Origin of the sequence: Streptomyces sp. NPDC007808 (genome assembly GCF_042868655.1) — a bacterium.
Lineage (GTDB): Bacteria > Actinomycetota > Actinomycetes > Streptomycetales > Streptomycetaceae > Streptomyces.
In genome coordinates, this window is sequence record NZ_JBIAEQ010000010.1 from 118,757 (window position 1) to 136,661 (window position 17,905).

Annotated in this window: 12 protein-coding genes; 11 read left to right on the forward strand and 1 reads right to left on the reverse strand. The window is 72.2% G+C overall.

Translation table 11 applies throughout. The annotated features are described in order from the left end of the window. Positions 1-106: 106 nt before the first annotated feature. Positions 107-496 carry a BlaI/MecI/CopY family transcriptional regulator gene (locus ACFYNL_RS33760; protein WP_388810346.1) on the reverse strand — a complete coding sequence of 130 codons (390 nt, stop codon included), beginning with the start codon at positions 494-496 and terminating at the stop codon, positions 107-109. Positions 497-694: 198 nt separating this feature from the next. On the opposite strand from ACFYNL_RS33760, the gene ACFYNL_RS33765 reads away from it, so the two are divergent. The 11 genes from ACFYNL_RS33765 (at position 695) to ACFYNL_RS33815 (ending at position 17,905) form a co-directional block, all read left to right on the forward strand. Further along, a complete protein-coding gene (locus ACFYNL_RS33765; protein ID WP_388810349.1) occupies positions 695-925 on the forward strand; it encodes a twin-arginine translocase TatA/TatE family subunit in 231 nt (76 codons plus the stop codon). A 1,045-nt stretch (positions 926-1,970) separates the two neighbouring features. Beyond that, positions 1,971-2,588 carry a hypothetical protein gene (locus ACFYNL_RS33770; RefSeq protein WP_388810352.1) on the forward strand — a complete coding sequence of 206 codons (618 nt, stop codon included), beginning with the start codon at positions 1,971-1,973 and terminating at the stop codon, positions 2,586-2,588. 646 nt (positions 2,589-3,234) lie between these two features. Next, complete coding sequence (locus ACFYNL_RS33775) at positions 3,235-4,713, forward strand: sugar transferase (protein WP_388810355.1); 1,479 nt, start codon at positions 3,235-3,237, stop codon at positions 4,711-4,713. Between the two features lie 73 nt (positions 4,714-4,786). After that, positions 4,787-6,112, forward strand: a complete 1,326-nt coding sequence (locus tag ACFYNL_RS33780; protein WP_388810357.1) for a nucleotide sugar dehydrogenase — start codon at positions 4,787-4,789, stop codon at positions 6,110-6,112. After that, complete coding sequence (locus ACFYNL_RS33785; RefSeq protein WP_388810359.1) at positions 6,102-7,382, forward strand: glycosyltransferase family 4 protein; 1,281 nt, start codon at positions 6,102-6,104, stop codon at positions 7,380-7,382. The genes ACFYNL_RS33780 and ACFYNL_RS33785 overlap by 11 nt, the downstream gene beginning before the upstream one ends. Beyond that, positions 7,379-8,749, forward strand: coding sequence for a Wzz/FepE/Etk N-terminal domain-containing protein (locus ACFYNL_RS33790; RefSeq protein ID WP_388810362.1), 1,371 nt, complete (start codon positions 7,379-7,381; stop codon positions 8,747-8,749). The genes ACFYNL_RS33785 and ACFYNL_RS33790 overlap by 4 nt, the downstream gene beginning before the upstream one ends. Then, on the forward strand, positions 8,746-10,263 hold the full coding sequence (locus tag ACFYNL_RS33795) for a Wzz/FepE/Etk N-terminal domain-containing protein (protein WP_388810365.1): 1,518 nt from the start codon (positions 8,746-8,748) through the stop codon (positions 10,261-10,263). Before ACFYNL_RS33790 ends, ACFYNL_RS33795 begins: the two co-directional genes overlap by 4 nt. A gap of 3 nt (positions 10,264-10,266) precedes the next feature. After that, positions 10,267-12,201: an asparagine synthase (glutamine-hydrolyzing) gene (gene asnB, locus ACFYNL_RS33800; protein WP_388810367.1), complete on the forward strand. Its 1,935-nt coding sequence runs from the start codon at positions 10,267-10,269 to the stop codon at positions 12,199-12,201. Positions 12,202-12,219: 18 nt separating this feature from the next. Continuing rightward, positions 12,220-14,406: a bi-domain-containing oxidoreductase gene (locus ACFYNL_RS33805; RefSeq protein WP_388810370.1), complete on the forward strand. Its 2,187-nt coding sequence runs from the start codon at positions 12,220-12,222 to the stop codon at positions 14,404-14,406. Then, complete coding sequence (locus tag ACFYNL_RS33810) at positions 14,403-16,391, forward strand: alginate lyase family protein (protein ID WP_388810372.1); 1,989 nt, start codon at positions 14,403-14,405, stop codon at positions 16,389-16,391. Before ACFYNL_RS33805 ends, ACFYNL_RS33810 begins: the two co-directional genes overlap by 4 nt. Beyond that, the gene (locus tag ACFYNL_RS33815; RefSeq protein WP_388810375.1) at positions 16,382-17,905 is read left to right on the forward strand and encodes a right-handed parallel beta-helix repeat-containing protein; all 1,524 of its coding nucleotides are present in this window, start codon (positions 16,382-16,384) and stop codon (positions 17,903-17,905) included. The genes ACFYNL_RS33810 and ACFYNL_RS33815 overlap by 10 nt, the downstream gene beginning before the upstream one ends.

Consider the following 17,905-nt stretch of genomic DNA (forward strand, 5'->3'; position numbering starts at 1 on the left):
TCGTCACCGCCGAGTTCACCGACGACATCGCCGACGGCATCGCCGACACGGCCGTCCCCGCCGCCGCGCACCAGGCGGCCAGGCCCACCGAAGTGAACAGCGGGTGTCAGTCTTCCCCTTCGCTCGGGGACTGCCCCAGCAGCTCGCGCAGCAGCCGCTCGTCGTCCGGCCCGAGGCCCGTGACGAAGCTGGCCAGCACGGCCCCCCGGTCGCTCTCGGCGTCCAGCACCTTGCGCATCCGGTGCGCCGCGAGGCCAGCCCGGTCCGAGGCCGGGGTCCATGCGAAGGAGCGGCCCGCGCGCTCACGGGTCACCGCGCCCTTGGCGAGCAGCCGGGTCAGAATCGTGATCACCGTCGTATGGGCGAGGTCCCCACCCAGCCGCTCCCGCACCCAGCGGGCCGTGGCCGGGCCGTCCGCCTCCCGCAGCGCCGACAGGACCAGCACCTCCAGCTCGCCCTGCCTCCGGCGCCCGGTGCGCTGCCGGTGTTCCGCCACGCCCTGTCTCCTTCCGCTGACCCGCGCGTCCCCTGCGCCACGTCGAGCGGCCCATCTCAAGGAGAGCGGACATCGCGGGCGGGGTCCGCCCACCTTTGTTTCTACAGCACTGTAGATTTCACCGGCGTGTCGCTCGGCCGTGCGATGCTGCTCTCTCTGCGGCCACACGTCCCCCAGCCACCAGAAGGCAGGACCCTCATGTTCGGAATGAGCGAACTCGCGATCATCCTCCTTGTCGTCATAGCCGTCCTCTGCGTCAAGAAGCTCCCCGAACTGACCCGCTCCGCGGGCAAGTCCGCACGCATTCTCAAGTCCGAGGCCAGGGCCATGAAGGACGAGCCCGACCCGGCGGCACCACGGGTGATCCCCGGCGAGACCGTCACCCCGAACGAGCCGGGGCCCCAGGGCGCGCGGCCGCATCAGCGATAGCGGCGCGACCGGCGGCCCCTGGGCGACGTGAGCCACGGCCGCCCCACCCACGGCGTCACATCGGCGGGGTCCGGCGGCGGCACCGGCGGGTGGCCGCGCAAAGGCCGCGGCAGACGGGAGCGGGGGGAGACCGGGCGAGGGCCCGGCGTCATCCGGCGCCGAGCCGCTCCTCGGCTCCGTGGTGCCGGCCCGCGGATCAAGTCCCGCCCGGCGGTACTCACCGCCGGGGCTGGACCCGGGCACTCCGTCGAGGACGGCGCCCCCGCGGCGTCGGGATTCGGCGCCCCCGCGGTGGCGCACCGGGGCGCCGGCGCCGTCCGGGACGTCGAAGGCGGCGTCATGGCCGGGCGGTTCACGTCCACGGCCGGGCACGGCGCCACCCTGTCGCGTACGGCGACCGATCGGCCGCCGTGCCGGTAAGACGCGCAGGGCCGCGGGACGCTGGGACGGGGTGATCCGTTCCACCCGGTCGTGGATGCGCTCCACATGGTGTTCGGACTCCGGCTTCATCAGGACGCTGCGCAGGATGCGGGCGCCGTCGGCGTCCGCCGTGATCCGCGGGCGGCGTGCCGTGAACGCTTCCCGGTCGGCCTTCAAGGTGCGCAGGAACACCGGGTCGGGGCTCGCCGTGCCGTCCGCCGGAACGCGTGCCGACGCGGCATCGACGGCGCTCAGGCACGCGGGCTCCACGACGGGGAAGCAGCCGACGATGTCCGGCTCGGGCTGCTGGTAGAGCTCCAGGGTGTCGGACGCGCCGATCGGGTCCGCCCACTTCAGCGCGGCCCGCCGACCGGTGCCCAGGACACGGCCGAGGCCGTCGGGCGTGGGCGCGATGAGCTGGGGACCGCGACGACCACGACCGGCTGACCCACTCGCTCGGCGCGATCGACGAGGCGCTGCGGGACGGTCGAGGGCCTCCTCGTCCGCGCTGCGAGCGAAGACGCGGCCCCACACGCCCGAGTCGCCGCCGCTTCGTCGGCACAACTCCGGTACGGCCGCGGCTGCCAGACTCGGTGTCAGCTCGCATCGCCACCCGGAGGACACCATGAGCTCAGGTCTGGGCCCGCTGGTCATCACGCGCCGCAGCGGAAGTGAGCCGATAAGGACGGGCGGTGAGACCGTGGCCCGGCTCGCCGACTTCTGGAGCTGGGCGTGCTCCGACCTGGCGAACAACACCATGCGCGGCGTTCTCGCCGAGTACCTCGTGGCGACGGCACTGGGCGCCGCCACGGGCACCCGCGTCGAATGGGACACCGTTGACATCCGGACACCCGAGAAGTGGCGCGTCGAGGTGAAGTCGACGGCGTATCTGCAGTCCTGGGCACAGTCCGAGCCGTCGAAGCTCTCCTTCGACATCGCACCGGCCGCCGGCTGGGACGCGCAGACCGATGCCACCTCGACCGAAGTACTGCGCCGCTCGGACGTGTACGTCTTCTGTCTGCTGCACCACCTGGACAAGCAGACCCTCGACCCCCTGGACCTCGACCAGTGGTCCTTCTACGTCCTGCCCACCCCGGTCCTGGACGCACGCTGCCCGCACCAGAAGACCCTCAGGCTCTCCAGCCTGCTGCGCCTCGGGCCCCGGAAGGCCGATTTCGCCGGCCTGCCGCAAGCAGTGGCCGCGTGCGTCGGGAGCCCGGACGCAGACTCGCCCCCGTCATGAACGCCCTGTCTCGCGCGAGGAGTTGACGGTCCTTGCGCGGGGTGCGGATCCGCGGGGCCCACCGTGGGAAGCCGTCGCGCGACCGGGTGCGGTGCGGGCTCCCGCCGCGGCTCGTCGAGCACTGCCGCGCAGGGTACGGGCCGGACCGGACGGGCCGCTGAAGCGGGTTGTGGCGGAAGATCGACCATAGGCGGCCACCCATCGGAGAACACGGCTCAAAGCTTGAGCACAAATTCCACACAACCTCTCTTCATACTGGCGCCCATGGTCTAGATTGACCGTGCTTCAGCTGTTCGGGCACGAGGCGACCAGTAATGATCTATAGGTCCGGCGCATCGGAACGCAGGCAGTCGCATCCCCGGCGCCGGACGTGGGGGTGATCAGTTCGTGGCCGACAGGGGCTCGGGTGCGGGGAGCACACGAGGTCTCGATCGGTTGCCACGCACCTTGAGGGTCTGGCAGGACGTGTGAGTCCGCTGCCGCCGGGGTGGGTTGTCCGGGTAGCGCTGAAGCGATGAGGGATGTCATGCGCGGGGGGCTGGGCCTCTCGCGGGGAGGAACAGCGCGGCGCGGGAGGCGGGGGTGCCTCCCGGGGGAGTAACAGTGTCAGGCGAACGCGTCGAACCACTGGCGACCTGGGGGGCCTGTGCAACAGGGGGAATTAGTCGACCCGTTTCCGTCGGCGCGCGGGCGTCTGGCGAACGGGGCAATCAGCCAGACTGCGACCGACTGGGAGCAGCGGTACCGCCGTACCGTGATCATGAGCGACACCGTGGCCACCGCCTTCGTGGTGGCGGCGATCGGCAACTTCTTCGGGGCCCGGGACGCGGCCGACTGGCACGAGAAATGGGGGATCCTCGCATTCGGCACCGAACTGCTGGTGCTGGGCGCGCTTGCGGTGAGCCGGTCGTGGGCTCCGGCCGTACTCGGCCAGGGGGCTGAGGAGTTCCGCCGGCTCGGACGCTCGCTGTTCGCGGCGACCGTCGTACTGGCACTCGGCGGGATCGCTCTCACCTCGCGCAACATCAAGCTCTGGATCTTCGTCGCGATCCCCGCGATCGCGCTCGTCACCATGACCGCGCGGTATCTGCTCCGCCTCTGGCTGCACAAGCAGCGCAAGGAAGGGCGGTGCCTGAGACCGGTCCTCGCTGCCGGGAGTCCGGACACCGTGCGCGACCTGATCACCCGTACCCGCAAGTTCCCGCACATCGGCTGGCGGGTGGAGGCGGTGTGCACGACGGACGGTCGCGGGAGCGAGGGCGACCAACTGGACGGAGTGCCGGTCGTCGGCCGACTGGCGGACGTCGCCAAGCACGTGAGCCACGACGGTTACCGTGTCGTCGCGATCACGCCGGACCCGCACTGGTCACCGGACCGGCTGCAGCGGCTGGCCTGGAATCTCGAAGGCAGCGACGCCGAGATGGTCGTGGCCCCTGTGCTCATGGAGGTGGCCGGCCCGCGGTTGCATGTGGACGCGGTACTGGGGATTCCGCTGCTGCGGGTCAGCATGCCGGCTTTCACCGGGGGCCGCCGGGCGGTCAAAGGGGTCGTGGACCGCATAGGCGCAACGTTTCTGCTGATGCTGTTCGCGCCGCTGATGGTGTTCGTCGCGCTGCTCGTGATGGTGGACAGCCGGGGTGGGGCGTTCTACCGCCAGCGCAGGGTCGGCAAGGACGGCCGCGAGTTCACCATTCTCAAGTTCCGCACCATGGTCGACGGAGCCCACCGGGCACGCGCCGAGCTCGCCGACCGCAACGAGGGTGCGGGGCTGCTGTTCAAGCTCCGCCGGGATCCGCGGGTGACCCGGGTGGGAGCGTTCCTGCGCCGGTACTCGATCGACGAGCTCCCGCAGCTTTTCAACGTGCTCACCGGATCGATGTCGCTCGTCGGTCCGCGGCCTCCGCTGCCGGAGGAGTCCGCCGCGTACGGCCCGGACATCCGGCGGCGGTTGCTGGTCAAGCCCGGACTCACCGGCCTGTGGCAGATCAGCGGACGCAGCGACCTGCCGTGGGAGGAGGCGGTCCGCCTGGACCTGCGGTACGTGGAGGACTGGTCGCTCGCCCTGGACGCAGTGATCTTGTGGAAGACGCTGCGTGCGGTGATCCATGGCCGGGGGGCCTATTGATGCGCGGGGGCCGACGTCCGGCCGAGGCGCGGACCGCAGGCCACAAGGGCCTGCCTGGGGGGAAGGACGCTTCATGAGAGTCAGCGTTTTCGGGCTCGGCTACGTGGGCTGCGTGTCGGCCGCGTGCCTGGCCAGCATGGGTCACGAGGTCATCGGGGTCGACGTGAACCAGGTGAAGGTCGACCTGGTCAACGACGGCAGGGCCCCGGTGGTCGAGGAGCGGATCGGTGAGCTCATAGCCGATGTCGTACGGGCGGGATCGTTACGGGCCACCGGCGATGTCCGTGAGGCGATCGCGGGCAGCGAGGTGTCACTGGTCTGCGTGGGCACGCCGTCGGAACCGAACGGCAGCCTGTGCACCACGTACCTGGAGCGGGTCACCGAGGAGATCGGCGCCGCGCTGGCCGAGGGGGCCGAGCAGGGGGGCCGGCACACCGTCGTCTACCGCAGCACCATGCTCCCGGGCACCTGTCTGAACCTGCTGGTGCCGATCCTGGAGAAGTACGTCGGCGGCACGGCCGGGGTGGACATCGGGGTCGCGGTCAACCCGGAGTTCCTGCGCGAGGGCACGAGCGTGCGGGACTTCTTCGACCCGCCCAAGACCGTCATCGGCGAACTCGACCCGGCGAGCGGCGATGCGGTGGCGGCGCTGTACGACGGCCTGCCCGGCGAGGTGTTCCGGGTGCCGGTGCCGACGGCCGAGGCGATCAAGTACGCGGACAACGCGTTCCACGGCCTCAAGATCGGCTTCGCGAACGAGCTGGGCGCGGTGTGCCAGGCGCTCGGGGTGGACTCGCACCAGGTGATGGACGTGTTCCTGGCCGACCGCAAGCTGAACATCAGCCCCGCCTACCTGCGGCCCGGCTTCGCCTTCGGCGGGTCCTGCCTGCCCAAGGACCTGCGCAGCCTGGTCCACGCGGCGCGGCGGGCGGACGTCTCGGTACCCATCCTCTCCCACGTGCTGCCGTCCAACTCCGACCATCTGCAGCGCGCGGTGGAGCTGGTCGAGCGCACCGGCAAGCGCCGGGTGGGAATGTTCGGGCTGTCCTTCAAACCCGGCACCGACGACCTGCGTGAAAGCCCGCTCGTCGAGTTGGCGGAGAGGCTGCACGGCAAGGGGTACGACCTGCGGATCCACGACGCCAACGTGAGCCTGTCCCGGCTGCTCGGCGCGAACCGCGAGTACATCGAGAACCGGCTGCCGCACCTCGCCCAACTGCTCGCGGACTCCGTCGACGAGGTGCTGGAGCACGCCGAGGTGTGCCTGGTCGGGACCAGGGACCCGGCCGTCCTCGCGGCGCTGCCGCACGGCGGCGGCCCGGTGATCGTCGACCTCATCCGCCTTCCCGACGCCGAGGCGCGCCGGGCCGAACCGGGGTACATGGGCCTTGCTTGGTGACACGTCTTCGAGTGACACAGCCGGCGGCGACCGGCCGGACCGGCGCGCGCTGATCCTGGTGGAGAACCTGTCCGTGCCGTTCGACCGGCGCGTGTGGCAGGAGTGCACGACGCTGCGCGACGCGGGCTGGGAGGTGCACGTCATCTGCCCCCGGGGGGAGAAGCGGGACACGGAACCGGAGGCGGTGATCGACGGGGTGCGCATCCACCGCTACCCGTTGCGCGCGGCCACCGGAGGACCGGCCGGCTACCTGCGGGAGTACGGATCCGCGCTGTGGCACACCGCCCGGCTGGCCCGCAAGGTCGGTCCGGTCGACGTGGTGCACGCCTGCAACCCGCCCGACCTGCTGTTCCTGCCGGCGCTGTGGCTGAAGCGGCGCGGCGCGCGGTTCGTCTTCGACCAGCACGACCTGGTACCCGAGCTGTACCTCTCCCGGTTCGACCGCGGCGAGGACCTGCTGTACCGGGCCGTGTGTGCGCTGGAACGGCTCACCTACCGGACCGCGGACATCGTGCTCGCCACGAACGAGAGCTACCGGGACGTCGCGGTGCGCCGTGGCGGTCGACGCCCTGAGGACGTGTTCGTGGTGCGCAGCGCGCCCCAGGTCGACCGGTTCCAACCGGTGCCGCCCGAGCCGGAGTTGAAGCGCGGCAAGCCTCATCTGCTGTGCTACCTAGGCGTCATGGGGCCGCAGGACGGCGTCGACTACGCCCTGCGGGCGCTGGCGAAGCTGCGCGACGAGTTCGGGCGGACCGACTGGCACGCGGTGTTCGTCGGAGCCGGCGACGCCTTCGACGCGATGGTGGAGCTGTCCGGGCGGCTCGGGCTGCGCGAGCAGGTGGAGTTCACCGGGCGCGTCCCGGACGCCGACCTGGTGCGCTACCTGTCCACCGCGGACGTGTGCCTCTCCCCCGACCCGCGTAATCCGCTCAACGACGTGTCGACCATGAACAAGGTCCTGGAGTACATGGCGATGGGCCGGCCGATCGTCTCGTTCGACCTGAAGGAGGCGCGCGTCTCCGCCGGTGACGCGGCCGTCTACGCGCCCGCCGACGACGAGGCGGAGTTCGCCAAGCTCATCACGCTGCTCCTCGACGATCCGGATAGACGGGCCCGGATGGGCGCGATCGGCCAGGAGCGGATCAGCGGGCGGCTCTCGTGGCGGAACTCGCAGGCGTCGCTGCTCGCCGCGTACGACGCCGCGTGCCGTGACCACACTCCGGTCTCGGCGGGCACCACGGTACGGGCAGGGAAGAGGCCTCGTCGTTGAGCGATGACACGATCCGCCTGGTCACCGTGGGGCGGATGCTCCGTCGGAGGTGGCGCCTGCTCGCCGTCCTCGCCGTGGTGGGCGCCCTCGTCGGCTACGGCACCTCGGTGGTGGTGTTCCCGCCGCGTTACACGGCGTCCACCTCCGTCCTGCTGCCGGGGCAGTGGGAGGAGCGCGAGCTGCTGACCCAGGTCGGCATCGCGACCAGTTCGACGGTGGTCGACCGGGCGGCCGCCGAGCTCGGGTGGCCGGGCGTCAGCGGTGCCGAACTGCGCGAGCACGTCAGCGCCGAGGCCGCCGACGGGAACATCGTCAAGATCTCCGGCACGGCCGACACCCCGGAACGCGCACAGCGGCTCTCCGACCGGATGGCCCAGCAGTTCGTCGCGTTCGCCGCGCGGATCGCGGGCGGCGGCACCGACGGTGAGGCGGGCGCGGCGCCCGAGGCGCTGCGGAAGAAGGTCGAGGAGACCAACCGCCGCATCAGCGACCTGGCCGATGCCGCGGACCCCGGGAAGACCGTGGAGAGCGTGCAGGCCCGCACCACGCTCGAAAAGCTGCGCACCTCGCTGGAAGAGGCCATGACGAAGCTGGACCAGGCCGACCCGGCGACCAGCATGGCCGGCATGGTCGTCATGGGGCCGGCCGCCCGGCCGACCGGTGAGGCGCCTCCGACGAGGACGCAACTCGTCGTCGCCGGGGCGCTGTTGTTCTTCCTCCTCGCGGTCATCGGTCATCTCGTCGCCGCACGGACCAACCGTCGGCTGCGCACCGAACCGGAGATCACCGCGGCGCTGGGCTCGGTCCTCCTCGGCACCGTCGACGTATCCGACGAACCGGGCACGCACCGGCCTTCAGGCGGGGGCCCGCGGGCCGGGATCCGCCGGTTCCTGGGCGTCGACACCCGCTGGGACGCACCGGTTGCGCACCGGTCGGGAGACGAGGCGGGCAGGCGGATCCGCTACCGGCGGGTGTGCGCCCGCCTCCGGGACCGGCTGCCCGCCCCCCGGCGGCTGCTGGCCCTGGTGCCGGCCGGTGACGAGATCGCCCGCCGGGCCGCCGGACAACTCGTCGCCGAGGCCGGGAGCGATCCGCTGCTGCGGGTGGTGGAGGTCTCGGTGGACCGGCCGACCGTGCCGGACCGCGACGGCGAGTCCGGCGCCCTGGTCGTGCTCGGCACGGGCAACTGGACCGCGGAGGAACTCGCCGGCATCGCCGAGGCGTGTGCGGACGGCAGGCACGAGGTCGTCGGCGTCGTCGTCGCCGACGCCGTCCGGGACCGTCCGACGCGGTCCGCCGGCCCTTCACCGGACGACTTCACCGAGGCGCTCGCGGTGCGCGGCCGGGTGACGGGAGGTTCAGCGTGACCACGAGCACCACCGCGGAGTCGGCCGCCGCTCCGCTCCTCGACCTGCAGGCGCTGGTGGTGGCGGTGCGCAGGCGCCGTCGGCTGTGGTGCGCCATGGCACTCCTCGGCCTGCTGGCCGGCGCGGCCGTGGCGGTCCTGATGCCGCCGCCGCCGAGCGCGGTGACCAAGGTGCTGGTCGTGCACAAGGAGGACCAGCCCAACGACACCGGAACGCTGATCCGTACCGATGTCGAGCTGCTGCAGACCACGCGGATCGCAGGCAAGGCCCTGCGGGCCCTCGACTCGCCGGAAGACCCTGAGGACTTCATGCGGGACTACCGGGGAACCGGGCTGACCAACAACCTGCTGCAGATCGATGTGACCGCCGGCAGCGACGCGGAAGCGGTGGCCCGGGCCCGGGCGCTGGCCGACGCGTTCGTCGCGGACCACGTGCGGCGGATGCAGGAGACCGCGAAGGCCGAGGCCAAGGCCCTGCTCGACCAGCGTGACCGCATGAAGGACGAACTCGCAGGGGTCAACGAGGCGATCGGGAACGGATCGCCGTCGAGCGGCCCGGAAGCGTCGGCCGGCATCGAGTCGCTCTTCGCCCGCCGGGCCGAACTCACCTCGCGTATCGCCGATTTCGACCAGCGTGCCGCGGAGGCGCGCACCGGCACGCCCAAGGTGGCCGCCGGCACGCAGATCGTGGACGCGCCGCGCGCGGTGCGGCACTCCCTGCCCAAGGCCGCTGCCACCGACGCCGCGATCGGGCTCGTCCTCGGGCTCGTCCTCGGGCTCGCGGTGGCCGCGGTCGGCACGGTGGTGGCGGACCGGCCCGTGTTGCGCCGGGACATCGCGGCCAACCTGGGCGCCTCGGTCATCGCGGAGCTTCCCCACCGGTCGGGCGGGCCGTGGCAGCGCCGTCGGACCCGGGCGGCACGCGACCGCCTCACCACGACCCTGGCCCGCACCGTGCGCGGCTCCGCGGAAGGGGTGTCGCTGCTGGAACTGGGCTGTGCGCGCGGCACGAGCGTCATCGCCCTGGACCTCGCCTCGGCACTGGCACCGCAGGGGCCGGTGGTCGTCGTCGACGGCCTGCCCGGACCGCACCTCGCGGGCCGCCGCCCGAAACCGGGAGAGGCGCCCGTGGTCAGCGGCGAGCGTGCCGCGGCCGTGACGCGGCAGGAGCGCCGGATCGGGGTCGGCTCGGTGGCACCCGGCACGGCGTGGACCGACCTCCAGTACCTCGGAACCCGGACGGTGCTCGTGGTGCGCGCCGGGCACGGCAGCGCCGCATGGCTGCACACGGTGGCGCGGCAACTCGCGGACCAGAACATCGCGGTGATCGGTGTGGTGCTGATCGACCCCGATCCGCGCGACCGGACCGACGGGACGCTGTGGGACGGGCTGCACACCGCGCTGCGCGCCCGGAGCGAGGGGACGGCCCTGCAGCACGGGGCGGGCCGGCGGCCCTCGGATCGGCAGCCGGTGTGGGCCGCACGGGTCCCGGACAACGACCAGGAAGGCCGGTAGGACATGTGTGGCATCGCGGGTACGTATCGATGGCCGGACGGGAAGCCGGTCACCGACCGGCTCACCGAGACCCTCGCCCACCGCGGCCCGGACGGGGCCGGCCGGTACGGCCACGCCGTCGGTGACGGCGAAGTGCACCTCGGGCACCGCCGGCTCGCCATCATCGACCTGTCCGAGACCGGCGCGCAGCCGATGGTCTCGGACGGCCTCGCCCTGACGTACAACGGCGAGCTGTACAACGCGCCCGAGCTGCGTGCCGAGTTGGCGGCCGCCGGGGTGCGCTTCCGCGGCACCTCGGACACCGAGGTGCTCCTGGAGGCCTGGCGGCGCTGGGGCACCGACTGCCTCCCCCGGCTGCGCGGCATGTTCGCGTTCGGGATCTTCGACGAACGCACCGGTGAACTGGTGCTCGCCCGCGATCAGTTGGGCATCAAGCCGCTGTTCCTGCTCCGACGCGGCGAGGGCCTCGCGTTCGCCTCCGAGCTGAAGGCGCTCGCAGCCGCGACCGGCGGGTCCCTGGAGGTGGACCATGCGGCACTGGTGGCCTCCCTGCTGTACTACTGGGTGCCGGACTCCCGGTGCGCGTTCCGCGAGGCGGAGAAGCTGCCGCCGGGGAGCTGGCTGAGGTGCCTGCCGGACGGCCGGGTGGAGCGCGGCCGGTTCTGGAACCTGAAGGACGTCGCCGCCGAGGGGCGCGAGCGGGCCCGCAGCGGTGAGCAGCCGGACCTGGCCGCCGCGGTCGAGGAGTCGACCCGGCGGCACCTGCTCTCCGACGTACCCGTGGCGACCTTCCTCTCCGGCGGCCTCGACTCCAGCTATCTGACCGCGCTGGCGGCCCGTCACCGGCCCGGCATCTCCGCGTACACGATCGGGTTCCGCGCCGAGGACGCCAGGTTCGAGGCGATGCCGGACGACCTGCGCTACGCCCGGCGGGTGGCCGAGCGGTTCGGGGTCGACCTGCACGAGATCGAGATCGCCCCGAACGTGCTCGACCTGCTGCCGCGGATGACGTACCACCTGGACGAGCCGATCGGCGACCCCGCCGCGATCAACACGTTCCTGATCTGCTCGGCCGCCCGGGAGGCCGGGGTGAAGGTGATGCTCTCGGGCATGGGCGCCGACGAGTTGTTCGCCGGGTACCGCAAGCACCTGGCCAATCTGCTCGCGCTGCGCTACCAGCGCGTTCCGCGGCCCCTGCGGCGCGGGGTGTCCGCGGCCGTGGACCGGCTGCCGGTCGCCACCTCCCGCCGCGGCTACCGGTCGGTGCGGTTCGCGAAGCGGTTCCTCTCCTTCGCCGATCTGCCGGAGGAGACCGCGTTCCGGCGCAGCTACACCATGTACGACCGAGGCGAGCTGCTCGCCCTGGTCGATCCGGACCTGGCCGGGTCGGTCGACGACGTGCTGACCGAGCATGCGGACACCTACGCGGACAACGAGCTCGACGACTTCGTCAACCGCATGTGCCTGACGGACGCGCGGATGTTCCTGCCGGGCCTGAACCTCGCCTACACGGACCGCTCCAGCATGGCCGCGTCGACCGAGGTGCGGGTGCCGTACGTGGACGTCGAGGTGGTCAGGGCTGCGTTCGCCGTGCCCGGCGACCGCAAGATCGTCGGACGGCAGGGCAAGGCCGTCCTCAAGGAGGCGGCCACCTCCATCCTGCCCCGGGAGATCGTGTACCGGCCCAAGGGCCTGTTCAGCGCCCCGCTGCGGGCCTGGATGAGCCGGGACCTGGCACCGCTGGTGCGCGAGGTGGTCAACGACGGCGAGCTCGTCCGTTCCGGGTTCCTGCGCCGCGACGCGCTGCGGCGGCTCGTCGCCGAGGACGCCGCCGGGCAGCGGGACTACTCCAAGCATCTGTGGCATGTGCTGACCCTCGAGTACTGGTATCGCGACGCGACCTCTGGGTCCGGCCAGAGCACTCGGTCATCGGCTTAGGAATCAGAGGAGTTCGGGTTGAAGCAGGTTGTGCAGAACTACAAGAGCGGCGAGCTGGCGGTGCTCGACGTGCCGGTGCCGGGGTGCAAGCCGGGCGGTGTGCTGGTGCGCAGCGCCTACTCGCTGATCTCCACGGGGACCGAGCTGATGAAGGTGTCCGAGGCCGGCATGTCGATGCTGGGCAAGGCACGCTCACGGCCGGACCAGGTGGCCAAGGTCATGCAGAGCGTGGCCACCAACGGGGTGCCCGCCACCTATCGCAAGGTGATGGGCAAGCTGGACTCGTACACGCCGCTGGGCTACTCCTTGTGCGGGGTGATCGAGCAGGTCGGCCCGGGCATCGACGACGTGAAGGTCGGCGACCTCGTGGCCTGCGCCGGCAACGAGCACGCGTTGCACGCCGAGCTGAACTGGGTGCCGAAGAACCTCTACACCCCGGTGCCGGACGGCCTCGCGCCGCGGCACGCGGCCTTCGGCACCGTCGGGTCGATCGCGTTGCAGGGCGTCCGCCAGGGCGAGCCGCAGCTCGGCGAAGTGGCGCTGGTCATCGGCCTCGGGCTGATCGGGCAGCTGGTGGTACAGCTGCTGGCCGCCTCGGGGGTGCGTGTCGTCGGCGTCGACCCCGACCCGGTGCGCTGCGAACTGGCCGAGCGGCTGGGCGCCGCGGCCTGCGGCGATCCCGCGTCCGCGGCCGTGGAGACCGCCGTCGCCGAACTCACCGGCGGTCACGGCGTGGACCAGGTGTACCTGGCCGCCGGCGGCGGCAGCAACGAGCCCGTCGAGCTTGCCGCCCGGCTCTGCCGGGACCGCGGCCGGGTCGTCGACATCGGCAAGTGCCGCCTGGACCTGCCCTGGAACGCGTACTACGAGAAGGAGCTCGACGTCCGGTTCTCCCGCAGTTACGGCCCGGGCCGTTACGACCCGGAGTACGAGCTGGAGGGGCGCGACTACCCGATCGGCTACGTACGCTGGACCGAGCGGCGCAACCTGGCGTGCTTCCTCGACCTCCTCGCCCGCGGCAGCGTCGACGTGGAGCCGCTGGTCTCCCACGTGGCCGACTTCGATGACGCCGTGGAGACGTACCGGAGCCTGAAGGACGGCGACCTCAAGGCCGTTGCGGTGCTGTTCCGCTACCCCGAACCGGCGGGCGGAGCGCAGGAGGCAGCGGCCCCGGCGGTGACCGTGCCCGCCGTGAACGTGAAGCGGGGTCCGGCACGGGCTGCCGGCACTCCGGTGCGCCTCGCGTTCGTCGGCGCGGGGAACTACGCGAGCTCGATGCTGCTGCCGCACCTGGCCCAGCGCGACGGCGTCGAGCTGTCCACCGTCGTCACCACTACGGCGCTGTCCGCGGCCAACGCGCAGCGGAAGTTCGGCTTCGCCCAGGCGACCACCGATCTCGACGCCGTGCTCGGTGACACGTCCGTCGACGCGGTGTTCGTCGTCACCCGGCACAGCTCGCACGCCGAACTGACCCGGAAGGCGCTGCTGGCCGGCAAGGCGGTGTTCGTGGAGAAGCCGCTGGCGCTCACCGAGGACGAACTGGCCGGTGTGCTCGCGGCGGTCGAGGAGTCCGGCAACGACCGGCTGCAGGTGGGCTTCAACCGCCGGTTCGCGCCCCTGCTGCGGGACGCCAAGCAGCGGTTCGGCGCCCGGAGCGGTCCGGCGAACCTGCGCTATCTGGTGAACGCGGGCCGCCTCGACCACGGCAGCTGGTACCTCCAACAGGGCACCCAGGGCTCGCGGTTCGTCGGCGAGGGCGGACACTTCATCGACACGGCCGGCTGGCTGCTGGAGGCCGACCCGGTCTCGGTGTACGCGGTCGCCACGCCCGGCAACGACGACCTGCAGGTCGTGCTGCGCTACCCGGACGGGTCCACCGCCACCATCAGCTACGTCACCACCGGCCCGGGCGGCTTCCCGAAGGAGACGCTGGACCTCGTCGCGGACGGCCGTGCGCTGCGGCTCGACGACTTCGTCCGTGCCACTGTCTACGACGGCCGCTCCAAGCGGTGGGTGAGTTCGCGGCTGCCCAAGGCCCGGGACAAGGGCCAGAACGCCGAGCTGGCCGCGTTCGTCAAGGCCGTGCGGACCGGCGGGCCGATGCCGGTGCCGCTTGAGTCGCTGGTCGCCACCACGGCGGCCACCCTCGCCGTGCAGACCGGCCTGGCGACCGGTGCCCCGGTGACGTTGGCGGGGCCTCGATGAGCATGAGCGCGGGCTGGTACCTGCGGCGGCTGTCCCGCATGGGGCCGCAGGAGGTCGCCGGCCGGGTGGGCGACGCGGTGCGCAGGCGGCGGTGGCGGTCGGCGCGGCCCACCTGCCCGACCGTGACCGGCGCCCGCTTCACCGCGGTCCTGCCCGCCGAGGCGATCGCCGCCGTCCCCGCGGACGCGGCGAAACGTCTCGTCGCCGAGGCGGACCGGCTGATGTACGGGCACGTCGAGTACTTCGGGGTGGTCCGCGACGACCTGACCGACCCGGACTGGTGGTACGACCCGAAGACCGGGCGCCGCGCTCCCTTCGGCTACGCCTTCGACGTGCCGTACCGCAGCGAGGAAGCGGTCGGGGACATCAAACAGATCTGGGAGCTGTCCCGGCATCAGTACCTCACCGTGCTCGCCGCGGCCTACGCGATCACCGGGGACGAGCGGTACGCCGAGCGGGTGGCCCGGCATCTGCGGTCCTGGTGGGCGGCCAACCCGCCGCTGCGCGGTGTGCACTGGATCAGCGGCATCGAGCTGGGCATCCGGCTGCTGTCCTGGGTGTGGATCCGCCGGCTGCTCGACGGCTGGCCGGGCGCGGCCGGGCTGTTCGAGGGCAACCCGGTGGCGCTGCGGCAGATCTGGCACCACCAGCGCTGGCTGGCCGCCTTTCCCAGCCGGGGGTCTTCGGCGAACAACCACGTCATCGCCGAGGCCGCCGGGCAGTTGGCCGCGGCCTGCGCGTTCGGGTGGTTCCCCGCCTCGCCGCGTTGGCGGGCCGACGCGCTGCGGTCGCTGGAGCGGCATCTGCGGAGCAACACCTTCGCCTCCGGTCTCAACCGCGAGCTGGCCACCGAGTACCACGGCCTCGTGCTGGAACTCGGCCTGGCGGCGCTGGCCGAGGCGGATGCCGCCCGCGTGCCGGTCCCCGGGTCCGTCCGGCTGGTGCTGCTGCGGATGACCGACGCGCTCGCGGCCGTCGTGGACAGCCGGTTACGGCCGCCACGCCAGGGGGACGCGGACGACGGTCACGGTCTGGTCGTGGACGGCGCGGGCACCGACCGCTGGGCCTCGCTGCTGGCCACCGGGGACGCCGTGTTCGGCCGGCTCGCCTGGTGGCCGGCGGTGACCGGCACCGATGTGCGCACCTCGCTGCTGGCCGCGCTCATCGAGCCGTACGGGAAGGGCGCAGGCGCACCGTCCGTGACCCGCCCGGCAAGCCGGCCGGCCCATTTCGCCGACGCGGGGCTCACCGTCCTGCGCGGTCCGGGAGAGATCTGGTGTCGCTGCGACGGCGGTCCGCACGGATTCCTGTCCATTGCCGCACACGCCCACGCGGACGCGCTGTCGGTGGAGGTCCGGCACGACGGCGTCGACGTGCTCGCCGACCCGGGCACGTACTGCTACCACGGGCAGCCCGTGTGGCGGCGGTACTTCCGGTCCACGCTCGGGCACAACACCCTGCAACTGGACGACGGTGACCAGTCCGTCTCGGGCGGCCCGTTCCTGTGGACGCGGCATGCCCGCAGCCGCGTCCTTGCCGTGGACACCTCCGGCGCCGCTGACGGGGGGACGGCCAGCTGGTGCGCCGAGCACGACGGTTACCAGGGCTCGGTGCACCGCCGCCTGGTGGAGCTGACGGCCGCGAGCCGGGAACTGAAGGTGGTCGACGAGGTGCGCGGTCCGCGCCGGGCCGTGCGACTGGCGTTCCACCTGGGTCCGGCGATCACCGCGGACCTGAGGGGGAACCGGGCCGTGCTCACCTGGACCCGGGACGGCGAGGGGCGCTCCGCGGTGCTCGACCTGCCCGGGCAGCTCGACTGGCGGGCGCATCGCGGCGAGACCGACCCGCCGCTGGGCTGGTACTCCGCGGGCTTCGGGCGCAGGGAGCCCGCCACCACGCTGGTCGGCACCGGCTTCACCGACGGCTCGGCGGGCTTCGCCACCCTGCTCAGGTTCGACGCCCCCGAGGGGGGCGCGTGGGGGTGAGCAAGAGGCACTGGGCGTCGGCTGCGGCACCGCTGGCGCTGGCCCTGCTGGCGGCGACCGGCTGTGACGGCACGTCGGACGCCGAGGCCGGGCCGACCGCCGCGCCGGCGTCCACCCCCGTGGCCCGGGTGTGCGCCAAGCCCGCGGCGGGGCCGGCGCAGGCACCGGCGGGCGCGGTGACGGTCGACCCGGCGGTGGTCGGCGACCTGGCGGCGAAGACCCGGAACAGCCCACCGAACACCACGTTCTGGCTTCGGCCGGGCAGGCACAGGCTCGCCCCGGACCGCTACGCCCAGGTCGTCCCCAAGGAGGGGAACCGCTACCTCGGTGCGCCGGGCGCGGTGCTCGACGGCCGGAAGAAGAACCGGTACGCGTTCGGCGGAAGTGCCCGCGACGTCAGCATCCGCCATCTGACCGTGCAGCGTTTCGTCGCGCCGCCGGACGAGGGCGTGGTCAACCACGACTCGGCCGACGGGTGGGTGATCGAGCACGCGACGATCCAGCACAACTCCGGTGCCGGACTGATGGCCGGTGCCCGCCAGCGGATCCGGGCCAGTTGCCTGCGCGGCAACGGCCAGTACGGCATGAACGCGTACAAGGCCACAGGCCGTATCACCGGCCTGGTGGTCGAGGGCAACGAGATCGTGGGCAACAACACCGACGACTGGGAGCGGCGACGCGAGGGCTGCGGCTGCACCGGAGGCGTCAAGTTCTGGGCCGTCGACGGCGCCGAGGTGCGCGGCAACTGGGTGCACGACAACCGCGGGACGGGGTTGTGGGCGGACACCAACAACAACGACTTCCGCATCGAGAACAACGTCATCGAGGCCAACGACGGCGCCGCCCTGATCTATGAGACCAGCTACAACGCGGTCATCCGGACCAACACGATCCGGCGGAACAACTGGGTCGAGGGCCGTAGGCGGGCCGAGCGAGGCGACACCTTCCCGTACGCGACGCTCTACCTGTCCGAGTCCGGCGGCGAGCCACGGATCGAGGCCCGCACCGACAAGATCGAGATCTACCGGAACGTGCTGGAGGACAACTGGTCCGGGATCACCCTGTGGGAGAACGCCGACCGGTTCTGCAACAGCCCGGCCAACACCTCCTCCGGCGAGTGCACCTTGCTGGTGCGGGACACCGACCGCTGCGCGAGACCGGCGATCGCCGAGCCACCGCTCTACGCCGACTGCCGGTGGAAGACCCAGCGGGTGGACATCCACGACAACCGCTTCGTGCTGGACAAGTCCGTCGTCAAGTGCACGGCGAAGTGCGACCGCATGGCGGTGCTGGCCAACTACGGCACCTACCCGGACTGGTCGCCGTACCAGGGCGAGCGGGTGGCCGAGGCGATCACCCGCAGGCAGCACAACCGCTGGCACGACAACGTGTACGTCGGTCCCTGGAAGTTCGTCGCCCACGACCCGAGCCGGGTGCTCAGCTTCCGCGGCTGGCGGGGCACGCCGTACCGGCAGGACGCGGGCAGCACCTTGCGTGCACGGGACGGTGGTTGA